Genomic DNA, 17,010 nt, shown 5'->3' with positions numbered 1-17,010 from the left:
AGCAGTTAAATATTAATGAAAAAAACATTCGCAACGCTTCAGAGCTTTACCAAACTTAGCTAAGCCTCTCTGGGATATGGTACTAACCAGCGAGCCATTCACCTTCCTTTGGATAAACTGTGTAGAGTTACGATTCGTTAAACTATAATCCGCGCTTGTAAATTATTCCCACTCTAAAGCGCCACGCTTCCATTCGTAAATAAAACCAATAACTAATAAACCGAGAAACAACATCATTCCAGCAAAACCAAACCAACCTATTTTGCGCAAGGCCAAAGCCCATGGAAAGAAAAATGCCGTTTCCAAGTCAAAAATAATAAAAAGAATTGCAACAAGATAAAAGCGTACATCAAAAGGAATATGGGAGCTTTCAAAGGCGCCAAAACCGCATTCATAAGGCGCATTTTTGGCGGCATCAGGACTGTGTTTTGACAGCAAGGAACCGGCGCCTAACATCACTAGACCCAGCGCTAATCCGATAATTATAAACACAAGAACGGGTAAGTATTGAGATAGCATTATTTCACCTTGCACGGATTAAATGGTGCCGAAGGCCGGACTCGAACCGGCACGGCTTACGCCACCGCCCCCTCAAGACGGCGTGTCTACCAATTCCACCACTTCGGCAATTCTTTATTAGGGTCTATTGACCTTTCTACTAATTTTATTCTTTATAAATCGTATATCTATTATTTAGTCTTATCACTACTACTGCTACTATCAACAGGCACTGGAATTGAATTCACCGGTACGCTTGTTTGTTGCGGAGCAGCTTGTTGTTCTGCTTTTTGGTATTGTATCGATACTAAATAAGATAACAAGAGACTGGTGACAAAAAATGTCAGCGCCAAACCGCCTGTTAATTTAAATAAAAAGCTCCCGGTTCCCTGACTACCAAATAATGTATTTGAAGCACCAGAACCAAAAGCGGCACCAATATCAGCACCTTTACCATGCTGAATAAGAACCAAGCCAATTAAGACTACAGCAACAACAACATGAATCATTAATATCAATTGATACATTTGATAATTTCCACAAACTGTTTCGCATTCAACGATGCACCACCTACTAAACCACCATCAATGTCTGGCATAGCAAATAGTGCCCTTGCATTATTTTCGTTTACACTGCCTCCATAAAGAAGCGATAAACACTCAGCATCACTACTGTTTATATCTGCAATCAGCTTTCTAATAAACTGATGCACTTCTTGCGCTTGTTCTGGCGATGCAGTTTTTCCTGTACCTATAGCCCAAACAGGTTCGTAAGCAACAACACAATTTTGAAAACAATTTATGCCCTGTTCACTTACAGCAAGTAATTGCTTGGCAATTACTTGTTCTGTTTGGTTTTTTTCACGCTCAATTAGCGTTTCACCTACGCAAAGAACAGGTATCATACCATGTTCTTTTACATGGTGGAATTTTTGCGCCACAAAATTTTCATCTTCGTGGAAGCCGTGTCTTCGTTCTGAATGGCCGACTAAAACATAATGGCAATTAAACTCGTTTAACATGGGCGCCGATATCTCGCCCGTGTATGCGCCAAAATCTTTTGGATAAACATTTTGCGCACCGATCTCAATAGCACTCGTTGCAAGTAAGTCATTTACTTGCGGGATATAAATAGCGGGAGGCATGATGATAACTTGAGCATGACAATTAAAGTCCAGCAATTCTTTTAGCTGAGTTGTTAATTGAATTACTTGCTGCAGCTGACCATTCATTTTCCAGTTGCCAGCGATTATTTTGCGTCGCATACATTACCCTCTCGCTTTCAACTGTGGACTATACCCAAACTAATCTCTGATGTGTAGTCCTATTGCAACTTTTTTGTAAAAAACGTAGGTAGCACGAGGCGTACCTTCTATTTATCACGATTAGTGATGTAATTTTTGCTCAATGCGACTAATATCATCGCATAGTTGTTGTGCCTGTTGCATCACCAAAGATTTATCACTCCCCTCAACCATGACGCGCAATAAAGGTTCGGTGCCTGAAGGCCGAAGTAATACTCGCCCTTCTCCCTGCAAACTAGTCTCTAAATTTCTAACCACCTCAATTACTTGAGAATTTCTCGCTAATAAAAAAGCCTGTGACGTTTTTAAATTAACTAAACTTTGTGGCAGTAGGGTAATACCATCTGCTAATTGCTGTAGGCTTTTTCCTTGCTTAATCATAATCGACAATACTTGCAATGCTGCTACTATACCATCCCCTGTTGTTGTTTTATCAAGACACACAATATGTCCAGAGGCTTCCCCGCCAATTTTCCAATTTTTTTCGCGCAAGGCTTCCAAAACATAGCGGTCGCCAACATTAGAGCGTATAAAGGGAATACCTAACTCAGTAAGTGCTATTTCTAAACCGTAATTACTCATCAAGGTACCGACCACGCCACCATGTAAAAGACCACGTTCATGCCGATCTTTGGCAATAATATAAAGAATTTGATCGCCATCAAGCAAATTACCTTTTGCATCCACCAGAATAACACGATCACCATCGCCATCTAAGCCAATACCAATATCAGCACCTATGCTAAGTACCTTCTGTACCAAATGTGCTGGCGATGTTGAACCACAACCTTGGTTAATATTAAAACCATCTGGTTTATTACCAATAGCGGTAACTTGCGCCCCAAGCTCGGCAAATACATTAGGAGCAATGTGATAGGTTGCACCATGAGCACAGTCAACAACAATCTTTAGGCCTGATAAGCGTGTTAAAGAAGGAATAGTAGATTTACAAAATTCAATATAGCGACCACTGGCATCGCTGATGCGGGTTGCCTTACCTAGTTTCTCTGAAGATACCGTTTGCATCGGCTTATCCATTTCTGCCTCAATAGCAAGCTCAACACTATCAGGTATTTTGCCACCTTCGGCAGAAAAAAATTTAATGCCATTATCTTCAAATAAATTATGAGACGCACTAATAACAATACCTGCATTTGCGCGCAGGGTTTGCGTCAGATAAGCAATCGCTGGAGTAGGCATAGGACCTAGCAAAGCAACATCAACGCCAGCAGCAGATAAACCAGCTTCTAAAGCAGATTCAAGCATATAACCTGAAACGCGGGTATCTTTACCGATAACTACCTTTTTGCGCTGCCCATTACCGCCAAGTACTCGGCCAACAGCCCAGCCTAGTTTTAATACAAATTCTGGATTAATATTTGACAAACCTACATGGCCGCGTATGCCATCAGTTCCAAAATATTTACGTTGACTCATCCTGTTCTACCTTTAATTTAATATAGAGGCTACTTAGCCTGACAAACCCTATCGATCATGATTAACGCTTGATTTGTTTCATCAACATCATGCGTCCTGATGATCGCAATCCCCTTCAATGCTGCATAAACAGCTAATGCAATACTTCCGATTACGCGTTCATCAACGTTTTTAGCAAGTACTGCGCCAATCGCATTTTTACGTGAAACACCTAAAAGGAGTGGCAATTTAAGCATTGAAAAACCCTCAAGCATCTTTACTAAATATAAGTTATCTTGCACTTTTTTGCCAAAACCAAAACCTGGATCTAAAATTAGGTGTCGCTTATCAATACCTGCGCGAACACAAGTTTCAATCCGTTCAATAAAAAACTGCAGCACATCATTAAATACTCCATCGGAATAGTGAGGATTTTGTTGCATATTTTGCGGCTCACCTTGCATGTGCATTAAACACACGGGAACAGCTAATTTTGCCGCCATGGCAAGCGCCCCTTCACGACGTAAAGCATAGATATCATTAATTACATTCGCACCTGCAGCAACAGCGGCGTCCATGACTTCGGGTTTATTTGTATCAATCGAAATGCAAATGTCTGATTGAGCACGCAGGTGTTTTATAACGGGAACAACGCGCTCTAATTCAACCTCAGTAGGTACTGCAGCGGCGCCAGGTTTAGTTGATTCGCCACCAATATCAATTAAATCAGCCCCTTGTTTAATTAAATGGAACGCCCGTTCACAAGCTTTTTCCATTGAAAAAAACGCTCCACCATCAGAAAAAGAATCTGGTGTAACATTTACGATTCCCATAACGAGTGGTTTTTCAGGCGGACTATCCGGAGAAAGCTGGCTTCGATGTGCAAGCCAGCTCATAAATTGTATTGAATTCACCTACTATTTCGCTCCAATAAAATCTTAGTGCTCTTCAGCAGGCTTTACTATTGCTTCAGAATCAGAAGATTTTGCCGGGGCATCATTAATCACCTCGGCTGCCTCCAAAGGCGTGGACGTTGACCCCCAATCTTGTGGAGGGGAAGGCTCTTTTCCTGACATAATTTCACTGATTTGTTGTGCATCAATGGTTTCATACTTAATTAAGCTTTGCGCCATTAAATGTAAGTTATCCATATTCGCCAGCAAAATTTCTTTGGCACGTTGATAGTTTCTATCAATAATCGCCCGAACTTCATCATCAATTTGCTGCGCCGTTCTATCGGACATTTCCTTATGTTTATTCATTGAACGACCTAAGAATACTTCCTCTTCTTCTTCGCCAAAAGTTAATGGACCCAGCGGCGATAATCCCCAGGTTGTAACCATCTTACGCGCAATTTCAGTCGAACGCATAATGTCATTTGAGGCACCTGTAGTGACACTTTCGGCACCGAAAATTAACTCCTCAGCAATTCGTCCACCAAATAAACTGGATAATTGACTTTCTAAACGGCGCTTGCTGTGACTGTATCGATCTTGCTCAGGTAAAAACATTGTAACCCCGAGTGCGCGCCCACGTGGAATAATAGAAACCTTATATACAGGGTCATGTTCTGGCACGGATAAGCCGACAATAGCATGGCCCGCTTCATGATAAGCGGTTAACTTCTTCTCTTTATCATCCATCACCATCGAACGACGCTCAGCACCCATCATGATTTTGTCTTTGGCTTTATCCAACTCCAGCATACTGACTTTACGCTTATTGGCTCGGGCGGCAAATAAAGCGGCTTCATTCACCAGATTGGCTAAATCTGCGCCAGAAAATCCAGGCGTACCACGCGCAATATCCATCACCTCAATATTATTGTCCACAGGAACTTTCTGCAGATGTACTCTTAATATTTGTTCACGCCCACGAATATCTGGCAAGGGCACAACCACTTGGCGATCAAAACGACCTGGACGTAACAAGGCGGGGTCTAAAACATCGGGACGGTTGGTTGCCGCAATCACGATAACGCCCTCATTTCCTTCAAAACCATCCATTTCAACCAATAATTGGTTTAATGTTTGCTCACGCTCATCATGGCCTCCCCCCAAGCCAGCACCACGGTGCCGACCCACGGCATCAATTTCATCGATAAAAATAATACATGGGGCATGTTTTTTAGCCTGTTCAAACATATCACGCACGCGTGATGCGCCAACACCAACGAACATTTCCACAAAATCAGAACCTGAAATGGTGAAGAACGGTACCTTTGCTTCACCGGCAACAGCCCGAGCCAACAATGTTTTACCGGTTCCAGGAGAACCAACTAATAAAACTCCCCGCGGAATACGTCCACCAAGATTTTGGAATTTAGTTGGATCACGTAAGAAATCAACTAATTCTTTTACTTCATCTTTCGCTTCATCTACACCAGCGACATCGGCAAAAGTAACTTTAACCTGATCTTCGCCCAGTAAACGTGCGCGTGAACGACCAAAAGACATCGCGCCACGACCACCACCACCTTGCATTTGGCGCATAAAGAAGATCCAAACACCAATTAACAACAACATGGGGAACCAGTTGACAAACAAATGCAAGAGGAAACTTTCCTGTTGTTTCTCTTGACCACTAACCTCGACTTTGCTTTTTAGCAGTTCACCAAGCAAGGCATTATCCTGCATTGGCATATAAGTAACAAAACGCTTATTGTTTTTAGTCATCCCTTTGATGATTTTATCATCTTCAATGGTCACGGTATTAACCATGCCTTGGTCGACTTCTTTCAAAAATTGGCTGTAGGAAATTTTCTCGGCAACAGAGTTACGAGGCCCGAAATTACTGAAAACAGAGACCAGAACGATCGCGATGATCAGCCATAAAAATAAATTTTTTACCATGTCGTTCAAAGTATTAACCTCGTTAGTTGCGTAAAGCGCTATATTTATGAGAACGAATTCTTAATCTATAAAGTTACTATAAATTATATCCCTTTGCCAGCAAATAGGTTTCTTTTGAACGCGCACGTGAGGCGGAGGGCTTACGAATCACCACTCTATCAAAAGAGGCTTTTGCCTGTTTTACTAATTCATCAAAACCTGATCCATGAAAAACCTTAATCAACATGGAACCACCTGGTTTTAACATTTTTTCTGCAAAATCAAAAGCCAATTCAACCAAATACATTGCCCGCGGAATATCAATCGCCGTCGTACCACTCATATTTGGGGCCATATCTGATAATAACAAGTCTACACTGCGTTCGGGAATTAAATTCATTAATTTTTGCAAGACTTCGTCCTCACGAAAATCCCCAAGAATCACATCCACATCCGGCAAAGAGTCCATTGGTAAAATGTCCAGCGCAATAATATGCCCCCGCCCTTGCATACGCTCAGAAACATACTGAGTCCAGCCTCCTGGGGCGGCGCCAAGATCGACTACAGTCATGCCAGGCTTTAGGAGCGACTCTTTTTCATCGACTTCTTTTAATTTATATACAGCGCGACTGCGATAACCTTCTGCCTGTGCTTTTTTCACATAAACATCATCAAAATGTTCTTGCAACCACCGTTTACTGCTTTTGGTGCGACTCATAACGTTCATAAATTTTATCAATTTAATCTATGATACTGAATTTCACTACCTTTTCCCAGCAAAACGTGCAATAATTTACCATTTTATTATTAGTTTTTAAGGAATACCATACAGTGGACACCTCATTTAGACAATCTCTTAAAGCCCAAGCCCATCATTTAAAACCTGTAGTACTTCTTGGTGCTAAAGGATTAACTGAAGCGGTTATTGCAGAAACAAATATTGCGTTACTTGCTCATGAATTAATTAAAGTTAAAATTAATGGAGCTGAAAAAGAAGATCGCATCCTCATGGCGAATGAATTATGCCAGCAATTAAAGGCGGAATTAGTGCAATTGATTGGTAATACAGCGATTGTTTATCGTAAAAATGAAGAACAATAGTTAAGCCTGTCCTCATCCGCGCAGAGTTCTCCAAAAAGGTAAGACTAATCAGCTGTCTCTGAATTACGAGACAGCTAGATTAAGAAGTGGCTGAAGATGCAAGGGGATTGTGAAATTCTTTTAAATACTGTTGCCCCAAGTGATAAGACGCATAATCGCTAATATGTCCTACATCCCTATAAACAGGAATACCATTAATATCTGCCTTGCAAAGGCCATCAGCACATTGCACTTTTTTGGGATCAATCAAAATTAATTGGGAATATTTAATTTTCATTTTATTAAATAGCTGATCAAACCATTGATCGGAATAAGACGAAATTAACGTAAAATTACATTGATTGGGATCATAAGGTTGCCGTAGTTTAATATGCTTAAAAAAGCAATCGTGAAAATTCTTTTGCATCAAGGCACTGGTGTTAATTAGCACTGGTTTCGCCCCCGAGGCCGTAATAAGCGCAAGCGCCCTGTCTAAAGCAATTTCCAGACGTTGTTTTGTTAAAGCCAATGAACGCTCATCCCCTAACTTATTGATTATATTGTCATCAATATAATTACTCCATAGTTGCCCAATAATCACATAATCATAATGATTTTCTTGAATCATACGATAATATTTCTGAGTTTGCTCATAACATTGCAGATAAGGTTGATTTTTGTAATGCCACCAATTGTAGAGGTAAATACCGGGCAAAACGATACAAGATGAAATCCCTTGCGCCAAAATAGACACGTTAGCGCTTTGCCCGAGCGTATCCATAAAGCCCAATAATGATTAGAAAATGAATCACCAATCAAAAGTCCGGTTTTCGAATTTTTTTGTGTTGAGCCTAATAAGCACTGAGAATTAATTTCCCCCGTATCCCCACTCATGCACTGTGGTCTTTGAACACTGGCATAGTGTTGTAATTGTTGATAAATAAAGACTAACTCTTTGTTAAAACGCGAAGGAAAGCCATTGTAATGCGTAATCAGATGGGCGCTAAGATGAATAAACACAATAGGGACGAATAATAAACTCAGCAACGTATAGCGAAATTGCATTGATTTAAAGCGACGTGCCGGCTGTTCAATATACTTCCAGGAAAAATATGCCACTACAAAAATAAGTCCATAGGCGGCGAGCAAAACGGTTGGGCTCTCGGCAACAGAGTAATATCTTAACAGTGCAAATACAGGCCAATGCCAAATATATAAAGAGTACGATAATAACCCGATAAAAACTAAGGGCTTTAACGACAACAGTTTCACGCAGGATTGAGTCGGAGAAAATTTACCGAGAGCAAGCAAAAATCCCGTTGCGATACATACAGAAAACGCATACCAATTAGGATAACCCAGTAATAAATGGTCTATGCTGGCAAAATATAAAATTAGAATTAATGCCAACCCACCAACGACATTTAAAAACGGCTTATTAATGACAACTTCTTTCATGGGCATTAAAGCAATGCAAGAACCAATTAAAAACTCAAAAACTCTACTGGAAAGTTGATAATAAGTTTGTGCCGGCTGCGTTTTAGAATAGTGTAAACATAAACTAAAACAAACCACCGTCAGCAAGCACACAATGACCATTAAATAGTTTCTAAAAATTCGATGTAGAGCATACATCACCAGCGGTAAAATTAAATAACATTGCCATTCAATTGCCAAAGACCAGGTGTGCAATAATGGCAGTTGCCGGGTATCTGGAGAAAAATACCCCGTTGTCGTCTTATTAAAATAAACATTCGAGAGAAATAAAGATGTTTTACGCGCACTTTTGCTGTATTGAATTAAATCCTCTGGCAAAAAAAATAATCCCGCGAATAAGGTGGTAACCAAGAGACAACAAATAAATACCGGTTGTAATCGCCAGAGCCTACGCTTATAAAAATTGAGAACAGAAAAATTCCCCGTTATTAACGACTCATGAATAATGGTGGTGATAAGAAAGCCTGAAATAACAAAGAAGACATCAACCCCGATAAATCCTGCCGGGAATAAAGAAAGGCCGCCGTGATAAATTAACACCAGAATAATGGCAACGGCTCTTAACCCATCAATATCAGCCCTGTATTTCATTTAGCATTACTCGCGAGCAGAAAAAGTCAATATTCTATCATGCCTTGACTATGAATAAATAAGTCTAATTTAAGATAGCATGCTCAATCGCGTGACAGGGTTGCGACTATTGTATAAAATAAAGGTAATCACCGCCAATTGCCTAACTGATCATTCAGGTGTACCATTTGGCAGAATATATACTCCCCTTAGCAACCAATCAAAAATAAGGGTATTTAAAATTATCGTATGGCCTATGATACTAAAACAGTTACCGAATGCACTGACATTGTTTCGATTAGGACTAATTGTTCCTTTTTTGATATTCTTGTATTGTCATGAATATGTCAATTCATTTTATACATTTATGCTCGCAGGTCTAACGGACGGCTTGGACGGCTTTTTAGCCAGACGATTTAACTGGCAAAGCTTTTTTGGCTCTTTTGTAGATCCTTTAGCAGATAAATTATTAATCGCCTCCAGTTTTATTTCTTTAGCATTGATTGGTGTATTGCCTTGGTGGTTAGTCGCTCTTGTTTTCCTGCGCGATTTCACCATTTCGATGGGAGTACTGGCGTGGTATCATTTTATTCGTCGTAAACTAGATTTTAAACCCACCTCATTAAGCAAAATTAATACGGCGCTGCAGCTTGCTTTGGTCACTTCATGTTTATTTGAGTTAGCTTTTTTCCACTTTCCTAGTTACATATTTAATACCTTAATTTGCTTAACTACGCTCACTACCGCCATTACTTATATTGATTATATGTGGACCTGGAGCAAAAAAGCCTGGCCTAAAAAAGAATTATCGCAATGAACAAGCAGTTGGCCTTAGCCATAAAGTTAAATAATGAAGCAACCTTGGCTGATTTTAACTGGGGCAACAATAAATTGTTGCAACAACAATTAAATCGCTTGCTAACCCTCAAAGAAGACCGACTACTCTATCTTTGGGGGGCCTCTGGTAGTGGTAAATCACATTTATTACAGGCATCTTGTCAAGCCGTTAATTTAACCCAGTCAGCAATCTATCTCCCTCTGAATCTTCTAAAAGAGTGGGGGCCACAAACAATAGAAGGCTTAGAAGAGCAAGCCCTAGTCTGTATTGATGATATAGATGCGATTGCAGAAGATAGCGCATGGGAAGAGGCTTTATTTCACTTATACAATAAAATCAAAGACTTAGATAAAGGACTTTTAATTATATCAGGCAATCAATCCCCAACCACTTTAGCGATTAAATTACCTGATTTACGCTCACGGTTAAGTTGGGGGCTAGTGATTCAATTAATGGAATTGAGTGATGAAGATAAAATTAATACCTTAAAATTACATGCTTTAAGACGTGGATTTGATTTACCAGAAAGTGTAGGCCAATTTCTGCTGAATCGTTGCTCTCGCAATATGCATGATTTACAGCAATTACTAAATCGCCTGGATGATGCCTCGCTTGCCGCACAACGAAAAATTACGATTCCGTTTGTTAAAGAGACTTTGAAGATCTAAAGAATAGATTTATTTTTAACCATTAATATGAGCGCCCCATGATGCGCATCGCTGCCTACAAGACAAAACTAGCTTTTGTTTTGAAAAAATTATCCAGGGTCTGTTGACATTTCTACTATCTTGGCCAAAATAGCGAAATAGAAACAACCCCGAACATGAATGCTTTTATCTAAAAAAAAGTTCTAACTAGACAGGGAGCGCTCACGGTTGCAACCGATACTTCATCTTAAATCGGAATTAATAAATGAACTCTATTGATGCAGTTATTTCATGGGTTGATGGCTACGATCCGGCTTATCAACAAAAATTAAGGGCTTTCTGTGCACAGCAAGGTATTGAACCACATACTGCGGTAGAACCAACGCGTATTCATCAACGCAATGAAATTCATTATTGCCTGCATGCATTACGGCGCTTTGCCCCCTGGATACGCACTATTTATATCATTACCAATCAACAAATCCCACCAACTGTTACCGCGTTGCAGGGAACAGAGTTTGGCAATAAAATTAAAATTATTGATCAAAATGAGTTACTTCTTAAATTTGATACACGCTCCCCGGTATTCAATAGTCTGAGTGTTGAATGGCTGATCTGGCACATCAAGGGACTATCCAACCGCTTTTTATATTTAAATGATGATTTTTTCATTATTCGTGACGTGACTCCCGCTGATTTTTTTCGCAATGATCGCATTGTCCTGCGCGGAGAATGGAAAATTCAAGCCGCACAGAAATGGTCGTATCAAATAAAAAAACGTCTCTATAACTGGCTAGGCGATATTGACCCCAAACCCAAAACCGATCCGCATCGCTCCTGGCAAGAAAAAAGCGCACAACTTGCAGGATGGCATAAACAATTTTATTTATTGCCTCATGCACCATTCTCCTTGATAAAGGAAACTTTTGAAGAATATATTACCCAGGACAGCCAACTTTTTATCGAGAATATTCGCTACCCATTTCGGCATCCAGATCAAGTATCAAGCATCCCCCTAATGGTTCACTTAGAGATGAAACGCCAACGAACAGTCTATGATTCAAATTACCAAGCGATTATGGTTAATGGCGCAACGCATCCGTTTAAAAAAATAAAATCGCGTTTAAATCATGCTTATAATAATCGTCATGTTGCGTTTATTTGTATGCAGAGCATTGATCAGGCGCCACCAATGGTACAAGAATATATGCTCAATTGGTTGCAACAGTGCATCGAATAAGAAATTAGCCCCTAACAAACAAGCGAGATTTATTATGAATTCGATGAACATTATTATCGATGTTACCCGAGTAGTACGCCGCTTAATGAAAAGCCGAACACTTACGGGCATTGATCGCGTCACCATGGCCTATGTACAACATTATGCACCAATCGCTCACGCTCTAGTGCGTTGGAGTGGGCGTAGCTGGGTATTATCACGTTCGCAATCAAATGCCTTATTTAAGTGGTTAATCACGCCCGGCAAGACATCGACAGCAATCCTTATTATTTTCAGAGGAATTCTAACGAACTCGAACACTAAAAATAAAGCGCATACCTTTTTATTGAATACTGGGCATATCGGGCTTGGTCAATCAGATTATATACGACTGATCCGTAAACGAGGTATTAAACCCATTTTTTTTGTGCATGATCTAATTCCAATTACCTACCCAGAGTATTGTAGTGCTGGCGAAGATATTCGCCATAAAGAAAAAATAAATTATGTCTTAGCGCTTGCAAGCGGAATAATCACTAACTCACAAGCAACGCGTCAAGAATTAATGCACTATGCACAACAAACAAAACAGCAGATGCCGAGCGCTGAAGTCGCCTTATTAGCCTCCGGTATTTTAGCTAAATCGCCAGGGACGCGCCCCCTAGATAAACCCTATTTTGTCATCTTGAGCACCATTGAACCGCGAAAAAATCATTTGTTATTACTGCAAATATGGCGTAGTTTATTCCAGCGTTTAGGTCAACAAACCCCTCATCTCTTCGTAATTGGTCAACGCGGCTGGGAATGTGAGAACGTGCTTGATTTGCTTGAGCGCTGCCATTATTTGCAGGATGTTGTAACCGAAATATCTTATTGCCAAGATGCTGATTTAGTAACTTATATTCATCACAGCCAGGCCCTGCTTTTTCCATCATTTATTGAAGGTTACGGTTTACCATTAGTCGAAGCATTAACTATGGGCGTTCCGGTTATTGCCAGTGATTTATCCGTATTTCGGGAAATAGCAGGTAATACGCCTGAGTATCTTAATCCTCTAGATGGTAAACGCTGGGAAGAATTGATTATCGAATATGCCCAGCCAAACAGCACGTGCAGAGCCGCACAAATGATGCGTTTGCAACATTTTCAAGAGCCTACATGGCAAGAGCATTTTCTTAAAGTTGATTCACTGTTGACAGAGCTTAGTCATTAGGTTGGTTAAATGACTCGGCGCAAAGCCGCTTACATACACCCAAGTCCAGAACTGTATTCTACTGATGAGCGTTCCTCCGTGAAGGAAGGTATCGGTGGTTTTGCACGCATAAAAGAGAAAATATTCTCACCAACGTTCATTACTTTAGACCGAGGAATAACCTCAGATGCCACGCCAACTACTTGTTGTCCAGTAGTTTGAGCAACTTGTTGCAATTCAGAAAGTTGCTCTTTTAGATGTGAAGCCCCCTCGAGGCGTTTTTTTAACAACGCGAGTTTTGTTGCTTCCTTGGCTAATAACTCGTGGTCACATAAAGTCGCTATCTTCTCTTCATCTAAGCCAAACCAGCCACTAACAAGCGACTTTAACCCTGGAAGCTCCACATACCAATAAAGACTAAAAGCAGCTAAGCCAACGCCAAAACTAAAAAGAAGCACTGGCAAAGAAGCAGGTGTCACCGTTGTCATCAAAAAACCTAAAATAAAAAGAGAAACGGTTTGTCCAGAACAAAAGGCTCCACCAAAGAAAAGTGCAGCAGTCACCCCCGAAAGTACTAATTTGGTGATTTGCGTTTGCTTGCTATTAAGTATCTGCTCAAATTGCTCGCCAGCCTCATCTAATTGGGCAAAACGCTGCTGCAATAAGGAGATAATTAGTGCTAGTTTTTTTAAATCTTCAGCAGAATATTCGGACAAATCATAATTCGCTATGGTTTTTCTTATCAGCTTAATTTCATCTAATTGGCGCAGATAAATATCCAATAACTTATGCGCATCACCTAACTTGACCCCGAGACCTTGGGCTAGTTTAACTAAATCAAAACCACAAAAAGCAATCATGCACAAGAAAGAAAAAATACAAGCACTAGCAAGAATTACCGTCGCGGACAATGAAAAAATACCCAAAATGGTAACGACACTATCAAAGCCCTCACATGCAGCTACTAAGATACCGGCGGCAGAAAGCAGTATAAGTTTCAGTTTATCATTTGTCTTTGTTTGCTTTATTTGATTTGCTGTGGCTTCATCCCCAACTAAAGCGCGGCATAAATCATGGAGTAATTCTGCCCGTAAGGACATCAGCATAAATTCAATTTCTTTTTGTAGTTTTACCGATTTAGCAGAGGGAACGACTAATTTATTATCAAGCCAGCTCTGTAGCGCGATAAAATCCAGTGACGCAGGCGCAGGGGGAATCACCCGTGAGCCCGAATCACACACAGCCTGATATTTATTTATTAACTCTTGAGAACGCAGACTAATCTCGATGCTGATTTCCCCACCCTCCTCATGCTTTAACTATTGTTTAACCTTGTGCATAATACAATAAAAAGTGCGAAATGGGCATGGTTTATGCAATTTATCTTAAAAAAACAGGGTTTAATGCCTATTCATTAGATACCCAATTGCACTTGATCTAATTTAAATCTAATTGAATACTTAAGTAAGTTTCTGTTGCCGCAAAAATAAATGTTCCCGAAAAGGGGGCCTTTTCAATTGACCAAATGACCTTCGTGTGCAATAATTGATCATCCCGAGTTGGATTGAGCGTGTGCCATGTCAAATAAAACCCATCAAAAACGACAACATAAAAAATTTGCATTTCTTATGGGATCAATGAATCAAAAAGCATTTTATAAGGCGCTGGGAAAGATTCAGGATATTTCTATTATTGCAAAATTTAATCAATCTGGATTTTCAGGATTTTTACCTTTTTTTGATATGGGAGTGTGTGGCTTCTTTTCATTAGATTATGCACGTGCAGCTAATGAAGGGCGAGCCCATGAATGGATTAAACGCATTGAAAAACGAGATCAGGAATTTATTCGCTATTTAATTGCTGAACGCAATGAAAAGTATGATTTCCAGTTCTTCCCTCACACTATTGAAGCACAACTTATCTCTCTGTCTGAATTAAATCGTGCCACTTCAAATTTACTCACTCACACACATCCTATTCAAGACGTGGCATACAATTATCAATATAACGATTTTGAATATGAACGTGATGATCCCCATCCAAACAGTGCAGAAAATTGTGCTCAAATTATCGCAAATAAAATGGATCCCTCGAATTATTGCTCGCAAGACACGTGCATGGAGGCTCCTCATATTCAGCTTTCAATCAATGTGGCAAGAAAAGGCTTACTTCCGTCCACGCCTTTTAGTCATTGTTTAATCTTTTCCATGGCGACGATAGAAAAAGGAGGCTTAGATCCTGCTCATCTGATATGTGTCGACGCGAATGCTGGCGCTTTTAAAATAAAAAATGATACTGAAACCATAAAAAAATTCCTAGTTGCTTTTGATGAACAATTAGTCAGTGGATTCAATATTGCATCTTACGAGCTAACCGGCGTCACTGTAGACTCAATTCCGAAAAAGGGTACTGATAAATGGAAGAAAATGAAAGAATACATCCAAACAGATGAACAATTAGGGCATGACGCTAATTACATATTATCTGACTTGCATCAACTCAATGAATTCCTGCGCCAACAAGTGGAACAACTCGAAGCGAGCCGAAAAACCAAGAGGGTACTTTTTTTTAAAAATACATTTGAAACAAATACTGCTGAAAAAATAGCAAAACTTAAAGAAATTCATAGAGATACGCAAATTAAACTTAATGAGTTATTTCAAGCCGGAGTAAATCCTTTAACGTATGATGAGCAATTAACTGAAATAACAAAATGCATGTTTTCAGAGACCATGGATGCCGCCAAAATACATAGAAATTTCTTTTCCTTTGGTCAAACGGAATCGGAAAAAAAACTCAATCAATTAAATCTTTCAATTAAAAAATAACGAATAACATCAAATGGTAGCTTAAATACATCCATATCATTACTTACAAGTTAGTAAGATGCAATTTGTTATTCCCGCGCTGACGATAAACGAAGTATCCAAGTCACGATCGTTAGCGGTTGTTGTACATATCAAAACAACTGAAAAAGATTAACAACGCACTAAGGAACTACCTATGAAAAAAAGCATTATTGCATTAATACTTACGATTTTAACTTATTCAGCATTTGCCAATAAGGGAGCTGCTGCAAAAATGAGCGCTACCGGACAAAAGAATATTACCTTTGCCACAATCATAAATCCTTTTGGAGGAGCGCTTTCAGAAGCAAGGCGCATTGCTAAGCAGAAATTAATCCACCAGTGTCAAGAAAAATTTAACGGAACGATTGTCGGTACAATCCAGTATAAAACAATACGTTTCGATGAGGGCGTTATGGCCGCAATTGTGAAAGCCAGCGGCGAGTGCATCTATTAAATCAGGCTCGCGGCCGGAATAAAGCACTACTCTCTAATTCGAAGTGCAACATTCTTTTGCGCAAGAATGTTGCAGGGGTAAAAAATAACAGCACAGCAGAAGCTATCTGGAAAATCCCAGCCATTTCTTCGTCGATGTCAACAGATTTTCAAACCCGATATCAGTACATTGCAAATAGGGTCCTTTGTATTAACAATAACCCCCTTTATTATATATAATTGTTTCGCTATAGCATCTATTCAAAACAGGCATACATAAGAGCATTATCAATGCTTACCCAAGACCAGAGCATCAGGATCGAAATCTTTTGCCTCAGAAACTCTACTAGCTACTTTTTCCTGAAATGAATTTAGCAGCTTTTGAACAGCTACAACAGCACGGTTGTGTACTTGAAGTATCTTAGAAGGAACTTCACGTATTGGCTCTGATTTATCCCTAATATCATAAACTTTGGTTATTAGATTTTTTTTATTTCGACCCAATTCTCGTCATAACAATTTTTCCACTGCCATAATACTACGTTCATACACGCACGACCTTGTTGCGTGGATAAATAGAGTGGTAAATAGCGGGCTATTATGACTACAGTTTAGTAACAAAATATTTCCGCTTCTAC

16 protein-coding genes, 1 tRNA gene and 1 pseudogene are annotated in these 17,010 nt (G+C 39.7%); 7 read left to right on the top strand and 11 right to left on the bottom strand.

Annotated elements, in window-relative coordinates:
* Positions 1-162: 162 nt before the first annotated feature.
* The 8 genes from LDG_RS16770 to rlmE form a co-directional block, all read right to left on the bottom strand.
* Positions 163-519 (bottom strand): NADH-quinone oxidoreductase subunit A, encoded by a 357-nt coding sequence (locus tag LDG_RS16770; RefSeq protein WP_040536384.1) that lies wholly within the window; start codon positions 517-519, stop codon positions 163-165.
* 23 nt (positions 520-542) lie between these two features.
* A tRNA-Leu gene (locus tag LDG_RS16765) sits at positions 543-627 on the bottom strand.
* A 62-nt stretch (positions 628-689) separates the two neighbouring features.
* Positions 690-1,025 carry a preprotein translocase subunit SecG gene (gene secG / locus LDG_RS16760; RefSeq protein ID WP_006872645.1) on the bottom strand — a complete coding sequence of 112 codons (336 nt, stop codon included), beginning with the start codon at positions 1,023-1,025 and terminating at the stop codon, positions 690-692.
* The gene (tpiA, locus tag LDG_RS16755) at positions 1,013-1,762 is read right to left on the bottom strand and encodes a triose-phosphate isomerase (protein WP_006872644.1); all 750 of its coding nucleotides are present in this window, start codon (positions 1,760-1,762) and stop codon (positions 1,013-1,015) included. Before tpiA ends, secG begins: the two co-directional genes overlap by 13 nt.
* 120 nt (positions 1,763-1,882) lie before the next feature.
* Complete coding sequence (gene glmM, locus LDG_RS16750; protein ID WP_006872643.1) at positions 1,883-3,238, bottom strand: phosphoglucosamine mutase; 1,356 nt, start codon at positions 3,236-3,238, stop codon at positions 1,883-1,885.
* Between the two features lie 29 nt (positions 3,239-3,267).
* The gene (folP, locus tag LDG_RS16745) at positions 3,268-4,131 is read right to left on the bottom strand and encodes a dihydropteroate synthase (protein ID WP_006872642.1); all 864 of its coding nucleotides are present in this window, start codon (positions 4,129-4,131) and stop codon (positions 3,268-3,270) included.
* Between the two features lie 24 nt (positions 4,132-4,155).
* On the bottom strand, positions 4,156-6,069 hold the full coding sequence (gene ftsH / locus LDG_RS16740; RefSeq protein ID WP_040536382.1) for an ATP-dependent zinc metalloprotease FtsH: 1,914 nt from the start codon (positions 6,067-6,069) through the stop codon (positions 4,156-4,158).
* A 76-nt stretch (positions 6,070-6,145) separates the two neighbouring features.
* Complete coding sequence (gene rlmE / locus LDG_RS16735; RefSeq protein ID WP_006872640.1) at positions 6,146-6,766, bottom strand: 23S rRNA (uridine(2552)-2'-O)-methyltransferase RlmE; 621 nt, start codon at positions 6,764-6,766, stop codon at positions 6,146-6,148.
* A 113-nt stretch (positions 6,767-6,879) separates the two neighbouring features.
* Between rlmE and yhbY the strand changes: the two genes are divergently transcribed.
* Positions 6,880-7,149, top strand: a complete 270-nt coding sequence (gene yhbY / locus LDG_RS16730) for a ribosome assembly RNA-binding protein YhbY (protein ID WP_006872639.1) — start codon at positions 6,880-6,882, stop codon at positions 7,147-7,149.
* 79 nt (positions 7,150-7,228) lie between these two features.
* On the opposite strand, the pseudogene LDG_RS16725 reads toward yhbY, so the two are convergent.
* Positions 7,229-9,216, bottom strand: a pseudogene (locus LDG_RS16725) (acyltransferase family protein).
* Positions 9,217-9,451: 235 nt separating this feature from the next.
* On the opposite strand from LDG_RS16725, the gene LDG_RS16720 reads away from it, so the two are divergent.
* The 4 genes from LDG_RS16720 to LDG_RS16705 all read left to right on the top strand — a co-directional run bounded on the left by LDG_RS16720 (position 9,452) and on the right by LDG_RS16705 (position 13,112).
* Positions 9,452-10,012 (top strand): CDP-alcohol phosphatidyltransferase family protein, encoded by a 561-nt coding sequence (locus LDG_RS16720; protein WP_040536380.1) that lies wholly within the window; start codon positions 9,452-9,454, stop codon positions 10,010-10,012.
* Positions 10,009-10,701, top strand: a complete 693-nt coding sequence (hda, locus tag LDG_RS16715) for a DnaA regulatory inactivator Hda (protein WP_040536378.1) — start codon at positions 10,009-10,011, stop codon at positions 10,699-10,701. The genes LDG_RS16720 and hda overlap by 4 nt, the downstream gene beginning before the upstream one ends.
* A 244-nt stretch (positions 10,702-10,945) precedes the next feature.
* Complete coding sequence (locus tag LDG_RS16710) at positions 10,946-11,920, top strand: Stealth CR1 domain-containing protein (protein WP_006872634.1); 975 nt, start codon at positions 10,946-10,948, stop codon at positions 11,918-11,920.
* 34 nt (positions 11,921-11,954) lie between these two features.
* Entirely contained in the window at positions 11,955-13,112 is a 1,158-nt protein-coding gene (locus tag LDG_RS16705) for a glycosyltransferase family 4 protein (RefSeq protein WP_148263600.1), read from the top strand.
* A gap of 29 nt (positions 13,113-13,141) precedes the next feature.
* On the opposite strand, the gene LDG_RS16700 is transcribed toward LDG_RS16705, so the two are convergent.
* A complete protein-coding gene (locus tag LDG_RS16700; protein ID WP_006872632.1) occupies positions 13,142-14,311 on the bottom strand; it encodes a hypothetical protein in 1,170 nt (389 codons plus the stop codon).
* A gap of 357 nt (positions 14,312-14,668) precedes the next feature.
* Between LDG_RS16700 and LDG_RS16690 the strand changes: the two genes are divergently transcribed.
* Positions 14,669-15,919: a hypothetical protein gene (locus LDG_RS16690; RefSeq protein ID WP_040536375.1), complete on the top strand. Its 1,251-nt coding sequence runs from the start codon at positions 14,669-14,671 to the stop codon at positions 15,917-15,919.
* 175 nt (positions 15,920-16,094) lie between these two features.
* Positions 16,095-16,394 (top strand): hypothetical protein, encoded by a 300-nt coding sequence (locus LDG_RS16685; protein ID WP_006872629.1) that lies wholly within the window; start codon positions 16,095-16,097, stop codon positions 16,392-16,394.
* A gap of 266 nt (positions 16,395-16,660) precedes the next feature.
* Here LDG_RS16685 and LDG_RS20435 read toward each other — a convergent pair whose 3' ends face one another.
* Complete coding sequence (locus LDG_RS20435; protein WP_040536372.1) at positions 16,661-16,876, bottom strand: hypothetical protein; 216 nt, start codon at positions 16,874-16,876, stop codon at positions 16,661-16,663.
* Between the last annotated feature and the right edge of the window lie 134 nt (positions 16,877-17,010).

The sequence above is a fragment of the Legionella drancourtii LLAP12 genome (assembly GCF_000162755.2).
Classification (GTDB): domain Bacteria; phylum Pseudomonadota; class Gammaproteobacteria; order Legionellales; family Legionellaceae; genus Legionella; species Legionella drancourtii.
This window is presented reverse-complemented; position numbering and strand designations above follow the sequence as displayed.

Bases quoted from the DNA above. Each gene is read 5' to 3' on its own strand.
- LDG_RS16770 (WP_040536384.1), bottom strand. From the start codon at position 519: ATGCTATCTCAATACTTACCCGTTCTTGTGTTTATAATTATCGGATTA.
- secG (WP_006872645.1), bottom strand. From the start codon at position 1,025: ATGTATCAATTGATATTAATGATTCATGTTGTTGTTGCTGTAGTCTTA.
- tpiA (WP_006872644.1), bottom strand. From the start codon at position 1,762: ATGCGACGCAAAATAATCGCTGGCAACTGGAAAATGAATGGTCAGCTG.
- glmM (WP_006872643.1), bottom strand. From the start codon at position 3,238: ATGAGTCAACGTAAATATTTTGGAACTGATGGCATACGCGGCCATGTA.
- ftsH (WP_040536382.1), bottom strand. From the start codon at position 6,069: ATGGTAAAAAATTTATTTTTATGGCTGATCATCGCGATCGTTCTGGTC.
- rlmE (WP_006872640.1), bottom strand. From the start codon at position 6,766: ATGAGTCGCACCAAAAGCAGTAAACGGTGGTTGCAAGAACATTTTGAT.
- LDG_RS16720 (WP_040536380.1), top strand. From the start codon at position 9,452: ATGATACTAAAACAGTTACCGAATGCACTGACATTGTTTCGATTAGGA.
- hda (WP_040536378.1), top strand. From the start codon at position 10,009: ATGAACAAGCAGTTGGCCTTAGCCATAAAGTTAAATAATGAAGCAACC.
- LDG_RS16710 (WP_006872634.1), top strand. From the start codon at position 10,946: ATGAACTCTATTGATGCAGTTATTTCATGGGTTGATGGCTACGATCCG.
- LDG_RS16705 (WP_148263600.1), top strand. From the start codon at position 11,955: ATGAATTCGATGAACATTATTATCGATGTTACCCGAGTAGTACGCCGC.
- LDG_RS16690 (WP_040536375.1), top strand. From the start codon at position 14,669: ATGTCAAATAAAACCCATCAAAAACGACAACATAAAAAATTTGCATTT.
- LDG_RS16685 (WP_006872629.1), top strand. From the start codon at position 16,095: ATGAAAAAAAGCATTATTGCATTAATACTTACGATTTTAACTTATTCA.